This window comes from Bacillus paranthracis (assembly GCF_001883995.1).
GTDB classification, from domain to species: Bacteria; Bacillota; Bacilli; order Bacillales; family Bacillaceae_G; genus Bacillus_A; species Bacillus_A paranthracis.
In genome coordinates, this window is sequence record NZ_MACE01000018.1 from 325,945 (window position 1) to 349,936 (window position 23,992).

At 34.5% G+C, this 23,992-nt stretch carries 30 protein-coding genes, 1 pseudogene and 2 riboswitches; of the genes and pseudogenes, 13 read left to right on the forward strand and 18 right to left on the reverse strand.

Annotated elements, in window-relative coordinates; genetic code table 11:
• The first annotated feature begins 23 nt into the window (after positions 1-23).
• Complete coding sequence (locus tag BAQ46_RS07740; protein WP_000758783.1) at positions 24-455, forward strand: DUF3997 domain-containing protein; 432 nt, start codon at positions 24-26, stop codon at positions 453-455.
• A gap of 46 nt (positions 456-501) precedes the next feature.
• Here BAQ46_RS07740 and BAQ46_RS07745 read toward each other — a convergent pair whose 3' ends face one another.
• Entirely contained in the window at positions 502-1,266 is a 765-nt protein-coding gene (locus tag BAQ46_RS07745; protein ID WP_000973892.1) for a hypothetical protein, read from the reverse strand.
• Between the two features lie 36 nt (positions 1,267-1,302).
• Positions 1,303-2,031: a DUF4184 family protein gene (locus BAQ46_RS07750; RefSeq protein WP_071741818.1), complete on the reverse strand. Its 729-nt coding sequence runs from the start codon at positions 2,029-2,031 to the stop codon at positions 1,303-1,305.
• Between the two features lie 148 nt (positions 2,032-2,179).
• Between BAQ46_RS07750 and BAQ46_RS07755 the strand changes: the two genes are divergently transcribed.
• Entirely contained in the window at positions 2,180-2,449 is a 270-nt protein-coding gene (locus tag BAQ46_RS07755; protein WP_000059968.1) for a hypothetical protein, read from the forward strand.
• A 10-nt stretch (positions 2,450-2,459) separates the two neighbouring features.
• Complete coding sequence (locus BAQ46_RS07760; RefSeq protein ID WP_061132246.1) at positions 2,460-3,185, forward strand: AAA family ATPase; 726 nt, start codon at positions 2,460-2,462, stop codon at positions 3,183-3,185.
• A gap of 29 nt (positions 3,186-3,214) precedes the next feature.
• Here the strand turns inward: BAQ46_RS07760 and BAQ46_RS07765 are convergent, their stop codons facing one another.
• The 3 genes from BAQ46_RS07765 to BAQ46_RS07775 form a co-directional block, all read right to left on the reverse strand.
• Complete coding sequence (locus BAQ46_RS07765; RefSeq protein ID WP_000552083.1) at positions 3,215-4,390, reverse strand: acetyl-CoA C-acetyltransferase; 1,176 nt, start codon at positions 4,388-4,390, stop codon at positions 3,215-3,217.
• A 139-nt stretch (positions 4,391-4,529) separates the two neighbouring features.
• Positions 4,530-4,979, reverse strand: coding sequence for an NUDIX hydrolase (locus BAQ46_RS07770; RefSeq protein ID WP_071741819.1), 450 nt, complete (start codon positions 4,977-4,979; stop codon positions 4,530-4,532).
• A gap of 108 nt (positions 4,980-5,087) precedes the next feature.
• Positions 5,088-5,381 carry a DUF3928 family protein gene (locus tag BAQ46_RS07775; RefSeq protein ID WP_071741820.1) on the reverse strand — a complete coding sequence of 98 codons (294 nt, stop codon included), beginning with the start codon at positions 5,379-5,381 and terminating at the stop codon, positions 5,088-5,090.
• A gap of 160 nt (positions 5,382-5,541) precedes the next feature.
• Here BAQ46_RS07775 and BAQ46_RS07780 point away from each other — a divergent pair, with 160 nt between their 5' ends.
• Entirely contained in the window at positions 5,542-6,159 is a 618-nt protein-coding gene (locus BAQ46_RS07780) for an ImmA/IrrE family metallo-endopeptidase (RefSeq protein WP_000371612.1), read from the forward strand.
• Positions 6,160-6,174: 15 nt separating this feature from the next.
• Here the strand turns inward: BAQ46_RS07780 and BAQ46_RS31345 are convergent.
• The 5 genes and pseudogenes from BAQ46_RS31345 to BAQ46_RS07805 form a co-directional block, all read right to left on the reverse strand.
• Positions 6,175-6,345, reverse strand: a pseudogene (locus BAQ46_RS31345) (DNA-binding protein); the annotation flags it as partial.
• A gap of 60 nt (positions 6,346-6,405) precedes the next feature.
• Positions 6,406-7,071: a DUF1129 domain-containing protein gene (locus tag BAQ46_RS07790; protein WP_071741821.1), complete on the reverse strand. Its 666-nt coding sequence runs from the start codon at positions 7,069-7,071 to the stop codon at positions 6,406-6,408.
• Positions 7,072-7,093: 22 nt separating this feature from the next.
• On the reverse strand, positions 7,094-7,855 hold the full coding sequence (locus BAQ46_RS07795) for a DUF1129 domain-containing protein (protein WP_061132244.1): 762 nt from the start codon (positions 7,853-7,855) through the stop codon (positions 7,094-7,096).
• A gap of 13 nt (positions 7,856-7,868) precedes the next feature.
• Positions 7,869-8,636: a DUF1129 domain-containing protein gene (locus tag BAQ46_RS07800; protein WP_000950449.1), complete on the reverse strand. Its 768-nt coding sequence runs from the start codon at positions 8,634-8,636 to the stop codon at positions 7,869-7,871.
• Complete coding sequence (locus BAQ46_RS07805) at positions 8,636-8,968, reverse strand: PadR family transcriptional regulator (RefSeq protein WP_000107963.1); 333 nt, start codon at positions 8,966-8,968, stop codon at positions 8,636-8,638. Before BAQ46_RS07805 ends, BAQ46_RS07800 begins: the two co-directional genes overlap by 1 nt.
• A gap of 195 nt (positions 8,969-9,163) precedes the next feature.
• On the opposite strand from BAQ46_RS07805, the gene BAQ46_RS07810 reads away from it, so the two are divergent.
• A complete protein-coding gene (locus BAQ46_RS07810) occupies positions 9,164-9,940 on the forward strand; it encodes a 3-hydroxybutyrate dehydrogenase (protein WP_000258438.1) in 777 nt (258 codons plus the stop codon).
• Between the two features lie 30 nt (positions 9,941-9,970).
• On the opposite strand, the gene BAQ46_RS07815 is transcribed toward BAQ46_RS07810, so the two are convergent.
• From BAQ46_RS07815 to BAQ46_RS07830, 4 genes are all read right to left on the reverse strand, one after another.
• Positions 9,971-10,132, reverse strand: a complete 162-nt coding sequence (locus BAQ46_RS07815; RefSeq protein WP_000393331.1) for a YvrJ family protein — start codon at positions 10,130-10,132, stop codon at positions 9,971-9,973.
• A gap of 74 nt (positions 10,133-10,206) precedes the next feature.
• The gene (mtnA, locus tag BAQ46_RS07820; protein WP_071741822.1) at positions 10,207-11,262 is read right to left on the reverse strand and encodes an S-methyl-5-thioribose-1-phosphate isomerase; all 1,056 of its coding nucleotides are present in this window, start codon (positions 11,260-11,262) and stop codon (positions 10,207-10,209) included.
• On the reverse strand, positions 11,259-12,440 hold the full coding sequence (gene mtnK / locus BAQ46_RS07825) for an S-methyl-5-thioribose kinase (protein ID WP_061132243.1): 1,182 nt from the start codon (positions 12,438-12,440) through the stop codon (positions 11,259-11,261). Before mtnK ends, mtnA begins: the two co-directional genes overlap by 4 nt.
• A gap of 91 nt (positions 12,441-12,531) precedes the next feature.
• A riboswitch (SAM riboswitch) is annotated at positions 12,532-12,673 on the reverse strand.
• 72 nt (positions 12,674-12,745) lie between these two features.
• Entirely contained in the window at positions 12,746-13,609 is an 864-nt protein-coding gene (locus tag BAQ46_RS07830; RefSeq protein ID WP_033671968.1) for a carbon-nitrogen family hydrolase, read from the reverse strand.
• 14 nt (positions 13,610-13,623) lie between these two features.
• Between BAQ46_RS07830 and BAQ46_RS07835 the strand changes: the two genes are divergently transcribed.
• The 6 genes from BAQ46_RS07835 to BAQ46_RS07860 all read left to right on the forward strand — a co-directional run bounded on the left by BAQ46_RS07835 (position 13,624) and on the right by BAQ46_RS07860 (position 18,641).
• Positions 13,624-14,802 (forward strand): pyridoxal phosphate-dependent aminotransferase, encoded by a 1,179-nt coding sequence (locus tag BAQ46_RS07835; protein ID WP_000834736.1) that lies wholly within the window; start codon positions 13,624-13,626, stop codon positions 14,800-14,802.
• 64 nt (positions 14,803-14,866) lie between these two features.
• Positions 14,867-14,972: riboswitch (SAM riboswitch) on the forward strand.
• 64 nt (positions 14,973-15,036) lie between these two features.
• Positions 15,037-16,281, forward strand: coding sequence for a 2,3-diketo-5-methylthiopentyl-1-phosphate enolase (gene mtnW / locus BAQ46_RS07840; protein WP_000014190.1), 1,245 nt, complete (start codon positions 15,037-15,039; stop codon positions 16,279-16,281).
• Positions 16,278-16,937, forward strand: coding sequence for a 2-hydroxy-3-keto-5-methylthiopentenyl-1-phosphate phosphatase (mtnX, locus tag BAQ46_RS07845; RefSeq protein WP_000027458.1), 660 nt, complete (start codon positions 16,278-16,280; stop codon positions 16,935-16,937). Before mtnW ends, mtnX begins: the two co-directional genes overlap by 4 nt.
• On the forward strand, positions 16,934-17,572 hold the full coding sequence (locus tag BAQ46_RS07850; protein WP_061132241.1) for a methylthioribulose 1-phosphate dehydratase: 639 nt from the start codon (positions 16,934-16,936) through the stop codon (positions 17,570-17,572). The genes mtnX and BAQ46_RS07850 overlap by 4 nt, the downstream gene beginning before the upstream one ends.
• Complete coding sequence (locus BAQ46_RS07855) at positions 17,550-18,062, forward strand: 1,2-dihydroxy-3-keto-5-methylthiopentene dioxygenase (RefSeq protein WP_000057306.1); 513 nt, start codon at positions 17,550-17,552, stop codon at positions 18,060-18,062. The genes BAQ46_RS07850 and BAQ46_RS07855 overlap by 23 nt, the downstream gene beginning before the upstream one ends.
• A 303-nt stretch (positions 18,063-18,365) precedes the next feature.
• Positions 18,366-18,641 carry a hypothetical protein gene (locus BAQ46_RS07860; protein ID WP_000054669.1) on the forward strand — a complete coding sequence of 92 codons (276 nt, stop codon included), beginning with the start codon at positions 18,366-18,368 and terminating at the stop codon, positions 18,639-18,641.
• A 38-nt stretch (positions 18,642-18,679) separates the two neighbouring features.
• On the opposite strand, the gene BAQ46_RS07865 is transcribed toward BAQ46_RS07860, so the two are convergent.
• The 4 genes from BAQ46_RS07865 to BAQ46_RS07880 form a co-directional block, all read right to left on the reverse strand.
• On the reverse strand, positions 18,680-19,012 hold the full coding sequence (locus BAQ46_RS07865) for a DUF3909 family protein (RefSeq protein ID WP_000365613.1): 333 nt from the start codon (positions 19,010-19,012) through the stop codon (positions 18,680-18,682).
• A 5-nt stretch (positions 19,013-19,017) separates the two neighbouring features.
• Positions 19,018-19,896 (reverse strand): NAD(P)-dependent oxidoreductase, encoded by an 879-nt coding sequence (locus BAQ46_RS07870; RefSeq protein WP_000681095.1) that lies wholly within the window; start codon positions 19,894-19,896, stop codon positions 19,018-19,020.
• 4 nt (positions 19,897-19,900) lie between these two features.
• Positions 19,901-21,037, reverse strand: coding sequence for a serine hydrolase (locus tag BAQ46_RS07875; protein ID WP_071741823.1), 1,137 nt, complete (start codon positions 21,035-21,037; stop codon positions 19,901-19,903).
• A 90-nt stretch (positions 21,038-21,127) separates the two neighbouring features.
• Positions 21,128-22,420 (reverse strand): GGDEF domain-containing protein, encoded by a 1,293-nt coding sequence (locus BAQ46_RS07880; protein ID WP_001023204.1) that lies wholly within the window; start codon positions 22,418-22,420, stop codon positions 21,128-21,130.
• Between the two features lie 332 nt (positions 22,421-22,752).
• Between BAQ46_RS07880 and BAQ46_RS07885 the strand changes: the two genes are divergently transcribed.
• Together BAQ46_RS07885 and BAQ46_RS07890 are read left to right on the forward strand one after the other, a co-directional pair.
• Positions 22,753-23,370, forward strand: a complete 618-nt coding sequence (locus BAQ46_RS07885) for a nitroreductase family protein (RefSeq protein ID WP_000180604.1) — start codon at positions 22,753-22,755, stop codon at positions 23,368-23,370.
• A 289-nt stretch (positions 23,371-23,659) separates the two neighbouring features.
• Positions 23,660-23,878: a hypothetical protein gene (locus BAQ46_RS07890; protein WP_000100487.1), complete on the forward strand. Its 219-nt coding sequence runs from the start codon at positions 23,660-23,662 to the stop codon at positions 23,876-23,878.
• Positions 23,879-23,992 lie beyond the last annotated feature (114 nt).

A 23,992-nucleotide genomic window follows, 5' to 3' on the forward strand; every position in this document is an offset into this window, starting at 1 on the left:
GCATTGTAAAGGAGGTTCCCATATTGAAAAAATGGATAATCCTATTCGTCGCATTCCTATTAGCCGGTTGTGCTGGAAATACAAATCATATAACATATACGATTAACGATGAATACGAACTCATACGTACTTCTGGAAATGCATTTGAACTTTTCCCCACGCAAGATGCTGTATATGCCACACAATACATTCCTGCAAAAATTACAGACATAGCCTGGGATGATAAATACATTATTGCAAAACAAACTGAGGAAAAGTCAGATCCTAATAATCCTGACGCAGCAATTGCAAATAAAAAAAGCGAGCATTATTGGATTATTGACGTAAAGCATAATAAACGTTTTGGTCCCTATAATGAAAAACAATTTCATGAACAAAAAGATGCGTTTAAAATTAAGGTACCTTTTCAAAGTGTAGATTCATACATAGAAGAACAGAAAAAACAGTCAGCATAATAGTTTGAGCGCTGACTGTTTTTTCTTGCATATATTTAAAAACAACTTACTCAGAAAGTGAGATGTTAAAAGTTTGTGGCTCTTTTACAACATCTTGCGTTTCTGTATTTGCTGCGATTACATTATCTGTTGTAAATTTAATATCCTTTACCTTTTCTTTTCCATCATCAAGTATTAGGCCGATAATACCATCTCTTGTTTCACCAGGCTTATAGTCTTCCCTTGATACATTTTTTGTACCAACGAGCGTATCTTCATCATATAAAAAGTTTTGCGTTGCTACTTTAAAATGTTGTTTATCATTAATCGCAACATCATTCATAGAGAAAAATTGTATATTTTTATTCCCGCTATTTTCCACCTTATATGTAATTTCAACGTAACGAATCGTATCACTAATCTCTGTACCACTTAGCGATGCATATAACTCCGCATCTTCTTGACTGACTTTATCTCCTAATCTACGCTTTACTTCTTCAGGAGTTAATGCCGTATATACTTTTAATGTATTTTTTGCATCTTTACTCATCTGCGATAAAGAGATTACTTTCACATCTTGTACGTGAATTTTCATTGGTGCTACTTCAAATGTTTGATTCACAGAATGAATTTGTTCTAATTTAAAAGTACCCCATCCTGTTTCTTTCACTTTTTGTCCTACTTTTTTCAGCTCACGCCCACCATATTCTTTTGTTTCAGGAATAGATTCTTTCTTCTTCGGTTCAGCTTTCTTTTCTTCTTGATGGAAGCAACCACTTAACATAAGAAGAAAACTACATAAAACAAAAATACTTTTCCATGCTTTCATCATATAATTTCTCCTAACACTATCATTCATTAATATTAATTAGTCCTTTGCTTTGTAAACTATAGAAACAATGAGAAGTCCACAAAACGAACTTGTCAGTCCAGATACTATTATACCCCCTATTTGGAAAATATGAAAATAGGGATCTACGAACGCGTGCACGATAAATATAATAGTTGCCACAACAATTGCCGAAATCCAATATTTTATTTTTTCCGAAGCTAAAATAAGGTCTTTACCCATTTCATTTCTACACTTCCATAAAACGTATACTAATAACAGAAAACCAATACATGTACTTCCATGTTGCATATATTTATAAACAGAGATACCGTACCATTCTCTTTGCAATAATGGTATTTTCATAACAAAATAGCCTGTCTTATGAGTGAATGCATCCCAAACAACATGCGTTAACATACCGAATAATGCTGAATAACAAAATACAAAGAAATCTTTCCTTGTGTAAAGCCCCCACCTCTCATCTACTGCATATGTATAGTAGCCAGCAAATGGTTTAGGTAAATGTGTTATAAACGGCTTTTTTAAAATGTAGTGATATATGTATGCTAATAAAAATACGAGTGGTAAATTAAAATATAAGAATCCAAGCCACGTATGCCCAATTACACCATACGGTCTAAAGTGTAGGAAATATTCAAAGTCAGGCGCCATACTACCTAATATAAGAGCCGTTACTGAAATATGTTGAGAATACTTTTTTGCAAAAGGAAGAACTGCTGCTGGATGTGCAAATGTAAACGGCATGTTTTAACTCCTTTTTATAATTACAATAGATTACATACTATCATAACGACATGAATAATCTCCATGCAATATTTATTTTCACATTGGAATATGATAGTTTAAATGATATAATCCACATAAAATATTTAGAAAATAAGGAGGGATTCACGTGTCATTAACACTTGTCTTTTTTCTTGTTCTGTTTACCTTGTTTTTAAGTACATACATTGGCTTCTATCTATGGAAGCACTACAAAATTATAAAATATATACCTGCTCTCGTTGGTTTTATAAGCATTCTTTTTATTTTCATATGGAAGAGAATGACTTTCGGCTGGGAAGGTCTTGGCTTTGGCGCACTTCAATATACAATACTATTTGCAAGTTGTCTTCCCCTTGTATTTGCTGCTTTTTTAGAATCAAAATCCGTTATGAATTGAGGTTTCTATATTGATTGACGTACCCTTTTTACAAAATGTCACATTAAAAAAAGAAAATATCCCTAGTTTCTCCGCATATCCTTACTGTTTACCCGCTATTCGAACATTACAATCACTAGCTTTCCATCCAAATGTAACATTCATTATTGGAGAAAACGGAACGGGGAAGTCAACATTACTCGAAGCGATTGCAATTGCTTTAGGATTTAATGCAGAAGGTGGAACGAAAAACTTCCGTTTTAGTACAAACGATTCACATTCATCTTTACATGAACATCTTCGAATTTCCAAAAGTTTCAATACACCAAACGATGGTTTCTTTCTTCGTGCTGAATCATTTTATAACGTTGCTTCTTATATTGATGAAATAGATGCTATAAAATCTTATGGCGGTGTTTCACTTCACGAGCAATCCCATGGTGAATCATTCTTCTCCTTATTTATGAATCGTTTTTCAGGACAAGGCTTATACATTTTAGATGAGCCCGAGGCCGCTCTATCACCAATGAGACAACTTTCTATGCTCATTCGAATGCATGAACTAGCGGAACAAGGTTCACAATTTGTTATCGCAACGCATTCTCCTATTTTAATGGCTTATCCCGAATCCACTATATATTCTTTAACACAAGAAGGGATTCATGAATCCACATTAGAAGAAACTGAGCATTACCAAACGACGAAACTTTTCTTTGAAAATCGTGATCGATTATTTCATCATTTATTTGAATCATAAAAAAAGAAGCAGCGATTGCTGCTTCTTTTTTATAGTGCTTCTATAAATAATGCTACCCCAATACCGCCGCCGACGCATAGAGAGGCAATTCCTTTTTCTAATCCGCGTCTTTTCAATTCATGAATTAAGCTTACAGTGATACGAGCTCCTGTACAACCGATTGGATGTCCAAGTCCTACACCACTACCGTTTACATTCACCTTTTCACGATCTAAACCTAATTCTTTCTCTACAGCTAAGTATTGTGCAGCGAAAGCTTCGTTAATTTCCAGCAAATCTGCATCTTCTAATGACCAATCTACTTTTTCTAACCCTTTACGAATTGCTGGTGCTGGTCCAATACCCATAATTTTTGGATCTACTCCAGCTACTGAATATCCAACAATTCTAGCTAACGGTTGTAAGCCTTTTTCTTTCGCTTTTTCTTCGCTCATTAATACTAGAACCGCACTTCCGTCATTCAGGCCAGATGCATTCCCTGCCGTTACAGATCCGTCTTTACGGAAAGCTGGTTTTAATCCTGCTAATTTTTCTGCTGTAATGTCAGCACGTGGATGTTCATCCTTTGAAAATACTACTTCTTTTCTACGTTCTTTTATTGTAATAGGAACAATTTGATCGTCAAAGTATCCAGACTCGATTGCCTTCAATGCCAATGTATGACTACGAAGCGCAACTTCATCTTGTTCCTCTCTTGTAATTTCATATTGTTCAACTAAATTTTCCGCTGTTTCCCCCATCATAATATGATGAATTGGATCTTCTAATACTTCCCACACCGTATCACGAATTTCTCCGTGTTGTAGGCGTTGTCCCCAGCGGTGTTGTTTTAATGCATAAGGGCTTGAACTCATTGCTTCTACTCCACCTGCAACGACAACTTCACTTACACCTAATTGAATTTGCATTGCAGCCGACATAATTGCTTGCATACCTGAAGAACATTGGCGTTGGATTGTATAGCCCGTAACTGTGTCAGGAAATCCTGCCGCTAATGCAGCCGTTCTTGCCGTATTTGCTTCATCAGTTCTTTGAATACAATGACCTAAAATCACTTCATCAACTTCGTGTGGTTCTACCCCGCCTCGTTTTACAGCTTCCTGAAGTACAGGAACAGCTAATTCTACTGGCGTTACATTTTTTAGCGCTCCCCCAAAAGTTCCAATTGGCGAACGAACTGCAGCTGTAATAACAACATTATGCATTTTGCACTTGCCCCTCTCTTATGTACCCTAGTCAGTTTTTAGGTGAAATTCCATAAGATGTATGTCTACAACTATCATACTATAAACATACTAAAAAATCAAAATATTTAATATAATAAAAATAGAAGGAATTAACCTTCTATTCTGTTAATGCGTATAGGAATTTTTGTAAAATCTTCTCTGTTGTTTTATTCAAATTCGGTAACTTATCTACCGGAAAATATTGAAGCTGTAATCCTTCATAGTCAAGCCTTAATTCCCCGCTCACATGATGCCCCTGATACAGATGAATGACATTAAAAATTTCATCTCCATTTGGATATTGGAAGTACACTTCTTTTCCCGAAAGAACCCCGATAAATTGCATAATTTTCGCATTTAGTCCCGTCTCTTCAAATAGTTCTCTACGAGCAGTTTCTTCTGTCGTTTCTCCTAGCTCCATCGCTCCACCAGGTACACCCCAATCATATGTATCTGAACGATATTGAAGCAATACTTCTTGATTATCATTTAAGATAATAATTGCTGATCCTACTAGAATAAGCGGCCTTGTACCAACGACTTTGCGTAACTCTTCAATATACCCCAATATGTAAACTCTCCTTTCCTCACCCTCCCTTATCATAACAAAATTTTTCTCCTTTTGTTGATGTAATTTTAAAGAAAAAAAGGAAGCTTTCGCTCCCTTTTTTCACCTTTATTTCTTAAAACTTTCATATTTTACAGCTTCAAAAGCTTCTTCTATTTCATCATTACGATAATGGACATATGTAAAACGCCCTAATTCTACTAATCTTGCTATTTCTTGTAACGCTTTATGTTGCTCATATGTTTCCTCAAGCTTAATATGTACATAAAATTTTATTAAAGGATGTTCATATAAAGGTTCTCCCACCTCTACATATACATCTTCCACCCCTTGTACAACTCTTACATAACTTGCAAATTGATACAGTGCTTCTCTGTCTGAAACGATTTTTAATGTATACATATATTCTCCCCCTTTCCTTTACTATATCAAAAAGACAGCCAAACCATGTTATAGAACTATGAAATTTTTTCGACTTGTAATAAACAAGGCGTTTATCCATACATAGGATCTTTTCCCAACATATATTATAGAAAGAATTTTTTCAGTTGAGGTGTTCCTTATGGATCCATACGTCAATATATGTATTTGCATTACGCCAGGCGCCGACATTTCTGATGACCGTATTGCAAAAGATTTAGCAGTTGCAGAATCAATTTGGCACCCCATTACATTTCAAATTCAAGAAGTAATTGTTTTAAATGAACTTTTTCGTTTTTCTGACCGTGAAATTAGTTATAAAGATTCTATTCAAAGTCAGGAAAAATTAGCATCCTTTTTTCAAACTTGTGTAAATGAAGCTCCTGAATGCGACCTTTACATTTGTTATATTGGCAGTGATTATTTCAAAGAAACAGCAGTAATTGCCTGTGCCTACTCTTTAGCAAAACAACAGCAACTTACAGGGTATATCGTTTTAACAAACTCGGCTGCTCCTATGAAAAATATATATACGCTCGCTCATGAAATTGGTCATATTTTATTTACAAGACGTGTTCACGGAAAACTTACTCACGCAGATCCTCATTCCCCAACTGGCTCGGAGCACCATCCTTCTCCAACAAATCTTATGTATCCGATCGTCCCTCGCCCTGAAAATGTCCATATTCAGTCTCTATTAACGAACGAACAAAAAGCTCTCTCTTTACAAAGCTCTTTATTGCAAAGAAAAAAACAGTAACGCCCTTGTTACTGTTTAAAACAATAGATTCCAATCAATAAACCACATTCCGGCTGCAACGGATGCAAATATACAACTAAACATAAATACAATTACTCTAAAAATCTCTATATAATATTTCTTTGGAAATATTTTTTTGCATATCCAGAGCAGCCACTTTCCTATTAAACCGAAGAACAAAATATATCACAATATTATAATATAAAATACAAATATGATTATCCTTTGTATTTCTAGAGCTTCTTCTTAGAAATACACTCTTACTATTTGTTCAACCATAAATATCATAAAAATTGGGATTCCTAAAACAAGTAAACCAATCCAACCAAGAGACCGAACATTCACAATCGTTGTTATCAATAGCATAACTCCTCCAATTAAATATCTTCCTAATTGAGGGAGTTCATATAAAGGAAAACTGTACCAACCCTTTAAGAACATTATTAATATTGGTAAATAAGTGAGTATTACTGCTCCAAATAGCAGTAAGCCTTTTTTCAACATACTCCTTTGAAAACTAGCACCTCTTAAAAATAAACCCCCTCCCATAATCATTAACAGTAAGATAACCGGATATCCGATTAATCCTATTAAAGAAATGGTATAAGGTTCATTTAAATTTCGAAATAAAAGATCTGGAATAGTCCAATAGCATAATATACTCATAACAGCTGTAGCTAGCCATCCTAAATTCCGTTTATAATCAACTTGCATTTCTTTTACAAGTTGATTTGCATATTCCTTTGGTGAATCACCAAATATATCCTCTACATTCTTGCCTCTTTTTTCACCTTCAGTTAAATGCAATTCTGCATCTTCTAAAAAGGATTCAATATCTTTTTCACTTATCCCCTTTGCCGTTAAATAAGTACCTGTATTTGCAAGGAAATCTCGTGACTCTTGAGAAAGCATCGCATTCCCTCCTTCCAAATTACTAGTTTACACTTTTTCTCTCCTCATTTTTGAAAGACCATCGCATTAATACATATAAACTTCCATACAGAAGTAAAGATTCTAACATTCCCATGTATGGACTTTTTTCTCCCAATCCTTTAAATACAAACATAATGAATAGCGGGACAATAACAGTTAATATCCCAATCCAGCCAAGTATGTATGCTTCTCCAATTAACAGTACTAACAAGATAACTCCAGCTAGTATATAACTTTGTATAGTCGTTAATTGTAATACAGGTGTCCCATACCATTTATTCATAAACATTAATAATACTAGTAATAAAATCGGTAGCAATGCTGCTACATAAATAATGCTAAATTCTTTTATTTTACTCTTAAATGATGACATTTTAAAAGCAAATATAATTCCTACAATCGTAATCATTAAAACAATTGGGTATCCAATTAATTGTACATTCGTTAATGTAAATTCATGATTTGGGCTTTCAAATAAAATATTTGTAAGTAACCAATACCCGCCAATACCAATTATCATTCCTAAAATACTCTTTATACTCCCGCCTTTATCTTTCTCCATCTCTTTCGCTAATTCTTCCGCATACTCTTTTGGCGAATCACCAAATATATCACTTACCGTTTTCCCTTCTTTCTCACCTTCAATTAAATGAAGTTCTGCATCTTCTAAAAAAGCGTCAACATCTTCTTCTTTCATTCCTTTCGTTATTAAATACACTTTCGTATCAATTAAAAATTTTTCTCCTTCTTTAGAAATCTGCATGATAATCCCTCCCTTATTTAATCGCTTCTCTTCTATTCGTCTTCATCATAATTTCAAGGAAAATTAAAATAAACAAACTTCCGTATAAACATATAATTTGAAATAACATTGGAACAAGGTCTTCTGATGTAAATGTTTTAAACACTAACATAATAGAAAGCGGGATGATTAAATATAAGTTTTTAAACCATCCATTAAAATATATATTTATTGCTACTGTAATGATGAAAATACTACCAGCTAATATATAACTTTGCATTTGGGTGAATATAAACATTTTTGTAGGATAAATCACATCTAATATCGTTACAGCCCCTATTAGAAACATTGGTGCGATTATGACTAACGACCACATAGCAAACCATGTTTTTGTAAAACTTGTTACGAAAGTCATTTTGCGAAGTAGAAAATTAGGACCTATCACAACTAAAATTAATGACAAACTATATCCAACGCACTGAATAAGTGACATCTGTAATAGTCCGTTATTTACTATTAGAACAGAAGCAATAATCCAAAACGATACGATATTCATTACTGTAAAACCAATTTGCTTCCACGTTTCCTGTCTATCTCTTTCCATCACTTTTACAAGTTCATTTGCGTATTCTTTCGGTGAGCTTCCGAAAATTTCTTCTACGCTTTTTCCATTACTCTCACCTTCTATTAAATGAAGTTCTGCGTCTTCAATAAAGCTTTCAATATCGCTTTCTTTCACACTCTTTGCAGTCAAAAACAACCTCATATCTAATAAAAACTTTCGTGCTTCATTTGATAGCATTATTTTCTTCTCCCCTTCCCTTCAAGTAGACGTTCCACACTACTTTGCATCGCTTCCCAGCGATCCATAAATTCATCCAGTGCATCTTCGCCATCTTCTGTTAACGTGTAATACTTCCGTTTTGGACCAGATGGGGATTCCTTCATTACACTTTTTATGAATCCTTCTTTTTGCATTCGTATTAATAACGGATAAATACTTCCCTCACTCGCCATTGTAAAGCCATACTTTGCTAGCTTCTCACTCATTTCATAACCGTATATTTCACCTTCAGAAATAATAGCAAGTAAGCATCCTTCTAAAATCCCTTTCAGCATTTGACTTGTCGACATAATTCAAATCCTCCTACTATCTTATTTTACAAGATAGATAAGCGTAAGTATCTTGCTTTACAAAATAGTATAGCAGAGACTATTTTGCAAAACAAGATAGCTAACAATATTTTTCCAAATCTTTGCAGGATTTTTCTTATCCACTCTCTAAATAGAGCAATATGAGAACTTTATTACGAAGGGATGTTTTTCATCATGGTTACAAATCGAGTTGTTTTTTTAACAGGTGCTGCAAGTGGTATTGGATATGAAATGGGAAACGCTTTTGCAAAAGAAGGGGCAAAAGTTGTTATTACCGATCGTCTTGAAGAACGTGCAAAAGAAGCTGCTGAACAACTACAAAAAGAGGGCTTTCAAGCTATCGGCTTAAAATGTGATGTTACATCCGAAGAAGAAATAGAAGCATCCATTTCTCAAACTGTTACTCATTTCGGTTCATTAGACATATTAATTAATAATGCAGGCATGCAACACGTTTCACCAATTGAAGATTTTCCAACCGAAAAATTCGAGCTACTAATTAAAATTATGCAAATCGCTCCTTTTATCGCCGTTAAGCATGCCTTTCCCATTATGAAAAAGCAAAAATATGGCCGAATTATTAATGTAGCTTCCATTAATGGCCTCGTTGGATTCGCTGGAAAAGCTGCTTATAATAGCGCAAAACATGGTGTAATTGGATTAACAAAAGTTGCCGCTTTAGAAGGGGCTACTCACGGAATTACTGTTAATGCGCTTTGTCCCGGTTATGTCGATACCCCTCTCGTACGGAATCAATTACAAGACTTGGCCACTACACGAAATGTACCACTTGAAAATGTTCTAGAGGATGTCATTTATCCACTTGTCCCACAAAAACGCTTATTACAAGTACAAGAGATTGCTGATTATGCGATGTTTTTAGCGAGCGAAAAAGCTAAAGGTATAACTGGACAAGCTGTCGTTATCGATGGTGGTTATACTGCTCAATAAAAAATAAAGTTTGCTCACGAAGAGCAAACTTTATTTTTTATCGCGAGGATCATCATACTGTAGTAATTGCCGTGGCAACTTCTCTATTGCAACAATTACCCCATCTAATTTACTTTCAATTCGATGAAGTAAATATAATGTTACAACAATTGGAAACCCTACATTACCTATCATCTTGATCCACTCTTCCATCTTTTTCTCCTCCTTTCATTATATAAATAAGAAAAAAGAACACATTTAGGCATAGAAAAACAAGCTATTATGTATTAGCTTGTTTTTTCGAACAATGATGCAATTTCTCGCTTATAATCTCCACGTATAATACCTTGCTCAGTAATAATACCTGTAATTAATTCATTCGGTGTTACATCAAATGCAGGATTATAAACAGTAGTTCCAACTGGCGTTACCTGTTTCCCAAAAATTTTCGTAACTTCTGTTTCATCTCTTTCTTCAATAACAATTTCTGCACCTGTTTGTTTCATAATATCAAATGTAGATAGTGGAGCTGCAACGTAGAACGGGATATCGAAATACTTTGCTAATATAGCTAAATTCATCGTTCCGATTTTATTTGCTGTATCCCCATTTGCGACAATTCGGTCCGCTCCTACAATAATTGCGTTGATTTCTTTCGTTTGAATAGCATGAGCTGCCGTATTATCTGTAATAAGTGTTACATCAATACCTGCCTGTTTTAATTCCCAAGTCGTTAAGCGACCGCCTTGTAAAACCGGTCTCGTTTCACATGCATATGCATGTAAATGTACACCTTTTTCTTTCCCAATATAAAACGGTGCTAATGCAGTACCATATTTAGCAGTTGCAATACTGCCAGCGTTACAAATTGTTAAAATGTTATCACCGTCTTTAAAGCATGTTAATGCATGTTCTCCAATACTCCGGCATACCGCTTCATCTTCTTGCTGAATACGAAGCGCTTCTTCTTCTAATATTTTTTGCGCTTCTTTTATTGTAGTAATTTCTTGAATAGATTCTCTCATACGATCGATTGCCCAAAATAAATTGACTGCTGTCGGGCGTGACGTCCCTAAATAATTACAATCTCTATTAAACTTCTTTTGAAATTCTTCAATATGTAAAGTAGTATATTTTTTTGATGCAAGCGCCAAGCCAAATGCAGCTACAATTCCAATTGCAGGTGCTCCTCGTACTTCTAGCATGACAATACTTTTCCATACCTCTTCAATCGTCGTTAATGTTTTGTATTCTGTGCTATGCGGCAACTTTGTTTGATTTAATACTGCAATGGCATCACCTTTCCAACTGACAGACCTCGGAATCGTAACAACTGTACTCATGCTTTTACCCCTCCAGAAACTGTCTGTTGGAATAATGCTCGGAACAGTTGAATATCAGCGTTTTTAGATTCATATTTTATTAGTTCTCTACCTAAGGATAACGCTTGTTTCTTAGCTTGAATTCTCGTTTCTTTATTTGCTATTTCATCTAAATCAGCTACATGTGCTAAGCCAATTGTTCTTCGGATAAGCTCACATCCAGCAAATCCGACCACATCCGTAAAAATATTTTGCAAAATAATCGGCAACCATTGTTTCTCTTTCGTATATGCTTCTACACCTTCTCCAATCCATAACTTCGTAAAAGTGTCTACGAAATAGCTCCATGTTTTCTCAATATGGAAAAATAGCACACTTCTCTGTTCTTCCTCTCTAGATAGAGCATTTAATAATAGATTTGCAATAAATTGCCCGATGTCAAATCCAAATGGACCGTACGTTGCAAATTCTGGGTCAATCACTTTCGTTTCAGAAGGTGATGAAAAAATACTTCCAGTATGTAAATCTCCATGAATGAGTGCCTCTTTTCTCGTTAAAAATTTATATTTATATTGCGCTACTTTTAGTTTTAAAGTTTTATCACTCCATAGTTCATCTACAGCCAATTGTAACTCCGGTTCATAATCATTCGTATCGTAATGACCAAACGGGTCTGTAAATACTAAATCTTCTGTTATTTTACAAAGATCTGGGTTTACAAATGTACCTTCTAGTACCCTTTTTTCTTCTGACTGTAAACCAAAATCTGAAGTATAAAATAAAACATTCGCTAGAAAACGACCGATATGCTGGGATAGAAGTGGATACTCTTCTCCATCTATTAATCCTTTTCTTGTAATAGTTAATCTTGATAAGTCTTCTATGACTGTTACTGCTAACTCTTCATCATGACTGTACACTACCGGCACATATTCAGGTACATACTTCGCGAAAATTTGTAATGCTTTACTTTCAATCGTTGCTCTTTTTATAGACAATGGCCAGCTCTCACCAACTACTTTCGCATATGGTAGTGCTTGTTTTATTATAATAGACTTCTCTCCATCATCTAATTTGAACACGTAATTTAAATTTCCATCTCCAATTTCATGACAAACTACATTTGCTTTCTTTTCAAAATAGCCATGTTCTTTCGCATATTGTACAGCGGTTACTTCTGTTAATGAATAATATCCCATCGTCTTCTCCCCCTTTTTTTAATTCAGAGGTTTTTCTAACACAGAAAAACCTCTTTCCACTAAGAAAGAGGTTTGAAGTTTATCTTCTCCCCTCTTATCTGCCAGAAAGTTTTACTTTCTGCTGGAATTAGCACCGTGCCTTTTGGCGTCATAAACGCCCCATTTCACAATGGTATTACGGTCGGTTGCTGGGCTTCATCGGGCCAAATCCCTCCACCTGCTCTTGATAAGAGTTGTATAATTTTTTAGAATTTTTAACTTTATGTTGAAGACTATACCAAGAATAAAAATCACTTGTCAACATTTTATTTGTATAATTCTGGACGTCGATCCGCAAAAACTGGAATTCCTTTGCGTACTTCTTTAATTTTCTCGAGTGTAAGCTCTCCAAATAGAATTGATTCTTCTTCATTTGCTTCTACAACAACTTCGCCCCAAGGATCGACAATTAAAGAATGGCCAGCAAACTCATTATTTGGATCCTTCCCTGCCCTATTACATGCTACAACATAACACTGATTTTCAACTGCTCTTGCTTGTAATAGTAAACGCCAATGCGCTAAACGAACTAATGGCCATTCAGCTACAACAAATAAAACTTTTGCACCTTTAGCAGTATGAACGCGCATCCACTCCGGAAAACGAATATCATAGCAAATGGTGCCGGCGCACTCTACATCATCTAACTTAAATTCACCAGTACGATTTCCAGCGATTAAATATTTATGTTCATCCATAAGCTGAAATAAATGCACTTTACTATATTCATTGACTAGTTCTCCTTTATTCGTTACAACATACATTGTATTTGTAACACCTTGTTCCGTTTGCCTTGCTATAGAACCACCAACAATATGTACACCATATTGTTTCGACCATTCTATCAACTTTTCTTTCGTTTCCAATCCATCCCTATCTGCAATTTCAGAGAGTCTCGTTAAATCATAACCTGTTGTCCATAGTTCTGGTAAAACAATAACATCTGGTCTTTCTTTCATCGCTTCACTTATTTTATTTTTAGCATTCTCAATATTTTTTTCTACATCTCCAAAGACAATATCCATTTGAATACATGCGACTTTCATTTTTTCAGCCCCATTCTTATTTTTTTCTTTACAAAATACTGGAAAGATTATATCATTTGTCACTAGAATTGTAACAACTTTCAAAAGAGGTGGAAAGTATGAAATCATTTCAACCTTCTGAGATAGTAACATCATTGCCAACACAATTTTTCGCTTCACTTGTTGCAAAAGTTAACAAAGTTGTAGCAGCTGGTCACGATGTTATTAATCTAGGTCAAGGTAATCCAGATCAACCAACACCGCAGCATATCGTAAAAGCTTTGCAAGATGCTGCAGAAAAGACCATTCATCATAAATATCCGCCATTTCGCGGACATGAAAGCTTAAAAGAAGCCGTGGCAACATTCTATCAACGTGAATATGATGTAGTAGTAAATCCGAAAACTGAAGTTGCTATATTGTTTGGTGGAAAGGCTGGATTAGTAGAATTACCAGTTTGCTTTACAAACCCTGGTGATACAATTCTCGTTCCCGATCCAGGCTATCCAGATTATTTATCAGGAGTTGCTTTAGCGAAAGCACAATTTGAAACAATGCCGCTTATTGCAGAAAATAAGTTTTTACCAGATTATACAAAAATTGACGACTCTATTGCCGAGCGTGCAAAATTAATGTTTTTAAACTATCCAAATAATCCGACCGGTGCTACTGCATCAAAAGATTTCTTTGATGAAACCATTCATTTTGCTAATAAACATAATATATTAGTCGTTCATGATTTTGCTTACGGTGCGATTGGATTCGATGGTCAAAAACCTGTTAGTTTCTTACAAGCAGATGGTGCCAAAGATACAGGAATCGAAATTTACACATTATCGAAAACTTTCAATATGGCTGGCTGGCGCATCGCTTTTGCGGTAGGGAATGAAAGTGTCATTGAAACAATTAACTTATTACAAGATCATATGTATGTTAGTATTTTTGGTGCCATTCAAGATGCTGCCCGCGAAGCACTATTAAGTTCACAGTCTTGCGTCATAGACCTTGTAAATAGTTACGAATCTCGAAGAAACGCTCTTATTTCAGCTTGTCACTCAATTGGTTGGAATGTAGACATTCCAACAGGGTCATTTTTTGCATGGCTTCCTGTTCCAAAAGGATATACTTCTGAGCAATTTTCTAATATTTTACTAGAAAAAGCACATGTCGCAGTTGCTCCTGGTGTTGGATTTGGTGAGCATGGTGAAGGGTACGTCCGCGTTGGTCTCTTGCATACAGAAGATAGATTACGAGAAGCCATTAATCGAATCGATAAATTAAATTTTTTCAAAAAGTAATTGACAACATGAAAAATATCTGACAAAATTCAGTTATCTTAAAAATTTAAACATTTCTAAATACTTCTTATCAAGAGCAGGTGGAGGGACGAGCCCGACGAAACCCGGCAACCGATCTACAATTGTAGACACGGTGCTAATTCTCGCAGCATTACGCTGACAGATAAGGAGCTGGTTGTAAAAAAACCTCTCCTTAGCTGAGAGGTTTTTTTATTTAACTAGGAGGTTATAACAATGAGCGGAATTATAGCGACATATTTAATCCATGATGATTCACATAACTTAGAAAAAAAAGCTGAACAAATTGCACTCGGTTTAACAATTGGCTCTTGGACTCATTTGCCGCATTTATTGCAAGAACAATTAAAACAACATAAAGGCAACGTCATTCATGTTGAGGAATTAGCTGAACATGAACATACCAATTCTTATTTACGTAAAAAAGTAACACGCGGGATTATTAAAATTGAATATCCGTTATTAAATTTCAGTCCAGATTTACCAGCTATTTTAACAACTACATTCGGAAAGCTATCCCTTGATGGCGAAGTAAAATTAATTGACTTAACTTTTTCAGACGAGTTAAAAAAACATTTTCCTGGTCCAAAATTCGGGATAGATGGTATTCGAAATCTTTTACAAGTACATGATCGTCCCCTTTTAATGAGTATTTTTAAAGGAATGATTGGACGAAATATTGGGTATTTAAAAACGCAATTACGCGATCAAGCAATTGGTGGTGTAGATATCGTAAAAGATGATGAAATATTATTTGAAAATGCATTAACACCACTTACGAAACGCATCATATCTGGAAAAGAAGTTTTACAATCCGTATATGAAACGTACGGACATAAAACGTTATATGCCGTAAATTTAACAGGACGAACTTTTGATTTAAAAGAAAATGCGAAACGTGCAGTGCAAGCTGGAGCCGATATTCTATTATTTAACGTATTCTCTTACGGACTAGATGTACTACAATCACTTGCAGAAGATGATGAAATCCCAGTTCCTATTATGGCACATCCCGCTGTAAGTGGTGCTTATTCAGCATCCAAGTTATATGGAGTTTCATCACCATTATTACTTGGAAAGCTACTCCGTTATGCTGGGGCTGACTTTTCATTATTCCCATCTCCATACGGAAGTGTTGCGCTAGAAAAAGAGGAGGCTCTTGCTATCTCAAAATATTTAACTGAAGACGATGTATTTTTCAAGAAGAGCTTTTCTGTTCCGTCTGCTGGTATTCATCCTGGTTTCGTTCCCTTTATTGTACGAGATTTCGGTAAAGATGTTGTTATTAATGCTGGTGGCGGAATACATGGACATCCAAATGGGGCGCAGGGCGGCGGTAAAGCTTTCCGTGCTGCAATTGATGCTACTTTGCAAAATAAACCACTCCATGAAGTAGATGACATAAATTTGCATAGCGCACTACAAATATGGGGAAATCCCTCTCATGAGGTGAAATTATGAGTATTCAAGTATTTTGTGATTTCGATGGCACGATTACAAATAATGATAACATTATGTCCATTATGGAAAAATTCGCACCACCAGAAGCTGAAGAAGTAAAGAATAAAATTTTATCACAAGAGCTATCTATTCAAGAAGGTGTTTCTCAATTATTTCAATTCATACCTACTAATCTGCACGATGAAATTATTCAATTTTTAATAGAGACTGCTGAAATTCGTAACGGTTTTCATGAATTTATACAATTTGTAAATGAAAACAATATTTCCTTTTATGTTATATCAGGTGGAATGGATTTCTTCGTCTATCCACTCTTACAAGGACTCATTCCAAAAGAGCAAATTTACTGTAATGAAACAGATTTTTCAAATGAATACATTACGGTGAATTGGCCTCATCCTTGTGATCGTCTTTGTCAAAATCATTGCGGATTATGTAAATCATCACTCATCCGTAAATTGAGTGATACGAATGACTTCCATATTGTAATTGGAGATTCAATTACCGATTTACAAGCTGCGAAACAAGCGGATAAAGTGTTCGCTCGTGATTTCCTTATTACAAAATGCGAAGAAAATCATATTTCTTATACAGCATTTGAAACGTTTCACGATGTTCAAACTGAATTAAAACATTTGTTGGAGGTGAAATTATGAAACAACTTTTTCGTCAATGGTATGACTTAAGCGAGATAAAAAAAGAATTAACAACACGAAATTGGTTTCCAGCAACGAGTGGTAATATTTCTATAAAGGTTAGTCATGAACCACTCACTTTTCTCATTACAGCAAGCGGTAAAGATAAAACAAAAACGACTCCAGATGACTTTCTACTAGTAGATCATCTAGGGGTTCCCGTATTAGAGACTGAATTACGCCCTTCAGCAGAAACAATCTTGCATACACATATTTATAACAATACGAATGCTGGGTGTGTCCTTCATGTTCATACAACTGATAACAATGTTATCACAAATTTATATAGTGATGCAGTCACACTTCAAAATCAAGAAATTATTAAAGCTCTCGATATTTGGGAAGAAGATGCAACAATTCACATTCCTATTATCGAAAACCATGCTCATATCCCAAAGCTTGGAGAAAACTTCCGCAAGCATATACAGGGAGATTCGGGGGCAGTATTAATCCGTAACCATGGTATTACCGTATGGGGCCGAGATAGCTTTGATGCAAAGAAAAGATTAGAAGCTTATGAGTTTTTATTCCAATTTCATATAAAACTATTATCAATTCAAGGAGGCGTTTCTAATGGCGCAAATTCGTATTCATGAAATAAATACTCGCATTGAAAATGAAGTGGAAGTATCAAAATTTCTACAAGAGGAAGGCGTTTTATATGAGAAATGGAATATTTCCAAACTTCCTACTCATTTAAAAGAAAATTACTCATTAACAGATGAAAACAAAGCTGAAATATTAGCTGTGTTTTCAAAAGAAATTGCTGATGTTTCAGCACGCCGAGGTTATAAAGCACATGATGTAATTTCACTTTCAAATAGCACACCTAACCTTGACGAATTATTAATTAATTTTCAAAAAGAACACCATCATACTGATGATGAAGTTCGCTTTATTGTTAGTGGTCATGGCATCTTTGCCATTGAAGGAAAAGATGGGACATTCTTTGACGTTGAACTTGAGCCAGGCGATCTCATATCTGTTCCTGAAAATGCAAGACATTATTTTACCTTGCAAGATGATCGTCAAGTTGTAGCTATTCGTATTTTTGTTACAACTGAAGGTTGGGTTCCAATCTATTAAGGTAGTTAGTTGAATAAAAGGTCTTGGACCCCCTTTTCCAACCTTTTATTCACTCTACATATATACATCCTCCTATGGAACAGGCTTATTTCATTTTGAAATAAGCCTGATTTTTTATGGTTCTAACCGTATTATTCCTTCTTTTCAGTACAATCTCTCCCTTCAATTTTTCAAGTATATTTATTAATACTTTTTGAACATTTATTGAACTTTTTTTGAATTTTTTCTGAAAATTCTGTTTTATATATGATATACTACAATTAACTAAGAAGGAAAAAATATCGCAAACAGAGGGGGATAATCATGAGTTTACTTATCGCACTTATACTAGGGGTTACGTGTGGAGCACTTCCTATTATTCTAGGAGCTATTATGGAAGAATTAGAAGTTGGTGTTTTAGGTTTTGTTGCATCTTGTGTAAGCGCTTTATTTTTTGGGTTGTTCGGTGCTATTCCTGTTTCAATTCTGTGTGCATTTTATATAATACGCCATGCTCGTACAAAACAATTTGGTCCTAATCACATCGCGCAAGTTATTCCATTCCCAATGGAACGATGCCGCCGGGCTTCTAGCTTATAATTACAAAATTAAAAATAAAAGTCCTCAAATGAGGACTTTTATTTTTTTTCTTCTAGAAATTGAAACAATTCTTGTAGGTGCAAAGCGTCTTCACTATAGCTAACAGATACATGATATATACCATCAATCTCCGCTTCCATGTAAAGGTCAACTCCATCTCGATCATATTTCAATGCCAAATAAAATTCCATTTCTTCTAGCATCTTTTTTGAAGTTCGAATAACGTAATGCCCTTTCTCATCTCTTCCATATTCGAAATTCGGTTCAAAATCATATTTTTGTTTAAAAGCTTCTTTTTGTTTTTCATTAATTTGTATACATGTTGCTCTTTGTACAGTATCAATCATCTCATCAAATTTTTGAAGATCCATCTCATTTACCCCCTTACATATTTTTTGTATAACACTTGTGTTCCGCTATTTTCTTCCCCATCTTTTATTAGCTCTTCATACAATTCCTTCGCCAAACTTAAACCTGGTACTGGTAATTGTAATCTTTCAGCCTCATCTAACGCGATCTTCATATCTTTCATAAAATGCTTTACATAAAAACCTGGTTCAAAATCTCCCTTTAACATTCGAGGAGCTAAATTACTTAATGACCAGCTACCTGCTGCTCCCGTTGAAATACTCTCCAATACTTTATCAGGATCTAATCCAGCCTTTTTTGCATAAGCAACAGCTTCACATACTCCAATCATATTAGAAGCAATCGCAATTTGATTGCACATTTTTGTATGTTGTCCACTTCCAGCAGGCCCTTGCAACTGAATATTTGTTCCTAGTTTTTCAAATAACGGTAAACATCTATCATATATTTCTTTCTCTCCACCGACCATAATTGCGAGTCTTGCTTCTTTCGCACCAACGTCTCCTCCAGATACAGGTGCATCTAACGTATATACATTCTTACTTTTACCGGCTTCATTAATACGTTTTGCCAATGTTGGTGTAGATGTCGTGAAATCAATTGCGATCGTACCTTCATTTGCATTCTCCAAAATTCCATCTATCCCAAAGTACACTTCTTCTACATCATGTGGATACCCAACCATAGTCATTACAACATCAACTTGCTTTACTAACTCTTTCGGTGTATCACACCAATTTGCACCATCTTGTACTAAAGAGTCTGTTTTCGATTTTGTTCTATTATATACATATACTGTATGACCGTCTTGCATGAAATGACGCACCATACTTTTTCCCATTACACCAATACCAATGAAACCAATTGATACATTTTTATGTTTCATTTTCTCATCCCCTTTGTTCTAATAAATCACTTACCATCTTTCGGAAATCTTTATTGAAGTCATCATCCATACTATTTTTCACATTTGAAAATAAAATAACAAAAGTCCCTTTTTCTTTATTAAAATTATTGAAAGTGTTCCAACCAGATAGTACACCATGATTATGAAAATAATCCGGATATATGTAAAAACTAAATGCATATTTTCGTTCTGGTGAAGGTGAAAACATCGCTTGTATACTTTGTTCAGAAAGAAGTTTTCCATTTATAATTGCTTCGTCTAATTTCTTCATATCTCCAACTGTCGTATACATCTCACCACAACCATATAGCCAATCTATGCCTACCTTCTGCGCTGGTACAAGCTCTTGATTTTTTTTCACATAACCCTTTGTAAAATTTTTATCTCCAGGTACCATATTTCCCATACCAGATTCATACATATCTGCTTTTGTAAATATATTTTCTTTTATATAATCTCCTAAAGTTTTTTTCGATATATGTTCTATTATATAGGCAAGCACCATATAATTATAATCTGTATATCTCCAACCTGTTCCTGCAGGAAATTCTAAATTTTGACGTCCAATCCAATTAATTAACTGTAAACGGGAAGCAGCATTAACATTGCCTTTTGCGTGTTCAGGTAAACCAGAGGTATGCGTTAATAAATGATATAACGTAATATTTTTATTCTCCGGAAATGAAGGAATATATTTATTTACATTATCTTGAATATTTAGCTTACCTTGATCCTGCAGTTGTAAAATAGATGTAGCCACAACTGTTTTCGTAATAGAACCGATACGATATTTTGTGTGAGGCGTATTTTCTATTTTATTTTGAACATCAGCATACCCATATCCTTTATTCAATATAACATGCTCTTTATCTGTTACCAAAACTGTTCCATTGAATTGCTTTCCGACTAAATATTGATCTAATTTTTGAGATATGCTAGCGTAATCAATTTGCTTTTCTTTTTCTTCTTCTATATTCTCTTGTACTTCTGATTCAACAGCAGGATTCACCTTAGTTGTTAATTCTTTATTTTCCTTTATATTAGAATTATAGAGAAAATAGTATACTCCTCCACAAACTAAAGCACATATTGAAACTATCATCATTATTTTTTTTATCATTTTGTTCCTCCATAATTCCTTCGTTCAAAATCCCCCCTACACTCTATTATCAAGTAATAAAAAAAAATCGCAACAATTTGTTGCGAAAAATCACTTTTTTTCTTTTCTATATACACACACTTGATTTTTCCCATTTTTTTTCGCTTCATATAATGCAATATCCGCTCGTTGCATTAATTCTTCTCTTGTAATCCCTTTTTCATATAATGCAACTCCAAAGCTCGCTGTTAATTTCGAAATTCCTGAGAATTGCTTTGTTTCAATGAAAAATCGTAATGATTCCGCAACTTGAAATGCTTCTTTTTCTACTGTATTCGTTACTAAAATAATAAATTCTTCTCCTCCCCACCTAGCAAATACATGTTGCTGCTCCACTTTAGATTTCATGAGCTCTGCAAGCTCAATTAATGCTAAGTCACCAAAATCATGGCCATACGTGTCATTTACTGCTTTAAAATTATCTATATCAAATAAAATAAGTGCTATGTTTTCATTATTACGCATCGCATTATCCCATTCTGCCTCGAGTATTTGTTGGAATTTCAAACGATTATAAATCTCTGTTAACGAATCTATCATAGCAAGTCTTTCTTGTTCTTGATAGATTTCATCTAATTCGGTAATCTCTGTACACTTCACAATAAATCTTGATAAATCTTCTGGCAATGGTGTCGCACGCAATAAAAAAGTTGACACTTCCCCTTCATAGTTGGACATCTTAATTCTTCTATCGTATGATAATGTATCATCTAACCATGTTATATCATGAGTTGTTGAATAGTATCCATTTTCTCTAATAAGATGTTCAGCAAATACTAAATGTTGCTCACGATAAGCAAACAAATTTTCATATCCGAAAAACTCTAAAAAATTTGTATTACAATCAACAATCTCATCGTCTTCTACTATAAATAATAGATCATTTCGAAAATCAAACATCGTTTGAAGTAGTTCTTGTTGCAAACTTACTTGCCGCACTAAAGAAAGCTGATATAAACTTTTATTTACTTCCTCTAACACCATTTGCGGAGTCACAGGGGCTATCACAATATTACGTATTCCTAACGTAAGCACCTCTGCAAACTCGCTTGTTATTTGTTGATCCCAAATGACAATAAATGTACTCTGTGGATTATACATATTCTTTATATATTTTATTTGAGAAAAATCTGTTACATACATAATTACAATATGTGGTTTAGTCCTCTGAAATAATACTTCTCCTTCTTCAAAACTATTTGCTATAAACATACATTTTGGATGGATATTTTCTATCGTTTGTTGATGTGTGCATCCATTTTCTATATAAAGGACATTTAACTGAAGATCTTGTAATACATTTTGGAAAACCGTATTCTCTAATAAAAAATGTAGTATGTTCATCACTAGTCTTCACTCACTTCATATATCTTGTTCTACAGAATTCCTCACAAACATTTTATAAAAAACTGTTCTCTAAAAACTTTAATGAGTGAGGGATACATGTTAACAAGCTAATTGAGAATGTTATCTTTGCTTTTTCACTCTATAAATTCCTTTTTTAGTGTATGATTATAGGAATTGTATCGTTTGTATGAATGCCCTAGCTTCCGCTTGAAAACTTGACAATTAAAATAAAGATATTATATTCTTAAATTCGATAACTTACAAAATGTAAGTAGAATATATTACATGTATTTTTTTCATAATTTGATATGTAATTTGGAGGATATATAATGACAAACGAAAACTTTTTTAATGTTTTATATGAACGCACATCTACACGTGCATTCAACCCAGAGAAAGAAATTTCATCTACAGAGTTACACGAGATTTTAAAGGGAGCTGCTCAAGCACCTTCCGCTTGGAATTTACAGCATTGGAAATTCCTTGTATTCCAAGGTGAAGATGTACAGAAACGATTACATCCAATTGCTTATAACCAACAACAAATTCTTGATGCTTCTGCTGTAGTCGCTATTTTAGGTGATTTAGAAGCTTATAAAAACGTTGAACCCGTTTATGGTCCAATTGTAGAACAAGGATTTATGAAAGAAGAAGCAAAAGAACGCTTAGCTAAAAATATTGAGTCTGCATATGCCCGTGAGCAATTCCCAAGAGATGCAGCCTTTTCAAATGCATCTTTAGCAGCAATGCAACTTATGCTTGCAGCTAAAGCAACTGGCTGGGATACTTGTGCGATTGGTGGTTTCAACCCACAAGCACTTACAGAAGAATTCAATGTTTCATCTCGCTACGTACCAATTATGCTTATTACAATTGGGGAATCAACTTTAAAAGGCCATCCTGCACCACGAATGAGCGTAGAACAAGTGAGTGAATGGGCAAAATAATAAAGCGAAACTTGAATCAGTGTGAGGGTCTTACTGCCCTTTCATACGAATAAAAAAGAAACGAAGGTAATTTCATTACCTTCGTTTCTTTTTTATTCTGTCACACATCCGTAATACTAAAATGTATGATTCGACATCCACACATAAAAAACAGTAAATTTCATGCTATTCACATACATATAAATGACGTTTCGTGTCGAATTTTGTTAAAGCATCGAAATATAACCGTGTGTTTTTGTTACAATTATGATACAATGATAACAAATAGATAACAAGAGAGGGATTTTCATTGAGTTCATACGGAAGCTTTATTGCACTTTTATGTTACATAGTAACTGTACTGCTTCTATATTTTATTGGCGATGCTGCAAATATTTCAGTTTTACAATTTCCAAAAGAAGAAGCATTCCAATTAGAATCAGAAAAACATACTGCACGATCCATTGTACCGCTACTGTTAGCTCTTCCTGTATATATCATCGTTTTATATAAAAGCAAAAAAGTGTAAAGGCTACCTATTTCATTCATTTCGGTGGTCTTTACACTTTTTTGTGATATCTATCCTATTTTAAACATCATTCCGTAATAAACACCCAGCTAGTCTTTTAAAATGAGAAATTCC